This is a genomic window from Bradyrhizobium sp. BRP19 (assembly GCF_020194195.1).
GTDB lineage: Bacteria > Pseudomonadota > Alphaproteobacteria > Rhizobiales > Xanthobacteraceae > Bradyrhizobium > Bradyrhizobium yuanmingense.
Genome location: NZ_JADYVZ010000073.1, coordinates 1 through 1,375, shown reverse-complemented (window position 1 = coordinate 1,375; position 1,375 = coordinate 1). Strand labels below are relative to the sequence as shown.

Sequence of the window (1,375 nt, the reverse complement as noted above, 5' to 3'; positions counted from 1 at the left end):
TGCTCCTTCAAAATCCCGATGATCTGCTTCTGTATTCGGTCTGCTTCTGTCAATCCCTTAAGAGCGCGTGCCGCGGGTACCTTGCTTCTGTTCGTGGTCGGCAAAGCCGCCACACGATGGGATTCGGTTGAATGGTCGGTTCAAGCTCTTCGGCGTAGTCACCCGACCTGGAGGGCGGACGCCACGACAGATCATACGAACTCGACCATCCCCACGCCCCGCGACGGGCGTCTCTCGGGATGACGATGGCGTCCTTACGCCACCGCCGTCCATCGGAATTCGGTTCCATCAACCCACATTCGGTGAAGGACGACAGCCATCTTTCTGGCCAGCGCGACCTTCGCACGCTTGCTTCCTTGCCGGTGGGCAACACGCACCGCCCAGGCCTTCATCGGAGACCATCGGGTTGATGGCCTGAGAACGACGTTGGCAGCTTCGAACAGGGCTGTGCGCGTCTCTCCATCTCCGACTTTTGTGATCCGTCCCACCCGATCAACCTCGCCAGATTGGTATCGCCGGGGCGTCAACCCGAGATAGGCGCCGACAGATTGGGAATGCAGGAATCGCCTGGGATCGTCCACAGTGGAGCGGAAGGTCAACGCAGAGACCGGGCCGATCCCCGGCATTGTCATCAAGAGCCGACAAGCCGGGTCACTGCGCACGGCCTTCAGAACCAGACGATGCAGTCGGGCGTACTCCCGCATCAGCGCTTCGCGTCCGGCAAGCAGTGGATTCATGATCGCCTCCAGCAAGGCGTCATCGCCGACCAACTCACGAACTCGCGTCGCGAACAGAGTCCGCGAGACGATTCCGACTTTGAGACCGAGCGGACGCAGAAGTCCGCGGATGACTTGCTCTGTGGCAGCGATGGAGCGGACGATATGCTTGCGAGCCGCGGCCAGCGTCCGCGCCCTTTGGCTGCCGATGCTCTTGACGTGAACAGGCTTGAACCATCCCGTTCTCACCACCTGCGCGATCCCACGGGCGTCATTCCGATCGGTCTTCACCGGCATGGCCGAAAGTGCCGCCTTAACCTGGCGGGCTTCCAAACTGACGGCCGGCAGCCCCAGTTCGATTAGATTTGCGGTCAGCCATTCTGACGTCGGTCCTGCCTCAAGGCCCACCCGTTGAACTTGACCAGCCCATGGTTCGAGGTACTGCACAATCGATGGCGCGTCCGCCAACGTCGTTCCCTCCCGGATAAGCTTTCCGGTCTCGTCCACCGCACATACCGCAACGGAATTCAGCGAAACATCGAGGCCGACGTAGATCATGACGCTTCTCCTTCGGATAGAGTTGGTCCATGATCGTCAGTCAAAACGTGCCGCGCAGCAAATAGGTCAGGCGATCGGGACCGAATACCCCATCTCTTCCG

Annotated in this window: 1 protein-coding gene; it reads right to left on the bottom strand. The window is 60.4% G+C overall.

The window, feature by feature from the left end:
• Positions 1-254: 254 nt before the first annotated feature.
• Positions 255-1,274: an IS110 family transposase gene (locus I6F36_RS38540; protein ID WP_225143525.1), complete on the bottom strand. Its 1,020-nt coding sequence runs from the start codon at positions 1,272-1,274 to the stop codon at positions 255-257.
• Positions 1,275-1,375 lie beyond the last annotated feature (101 nt).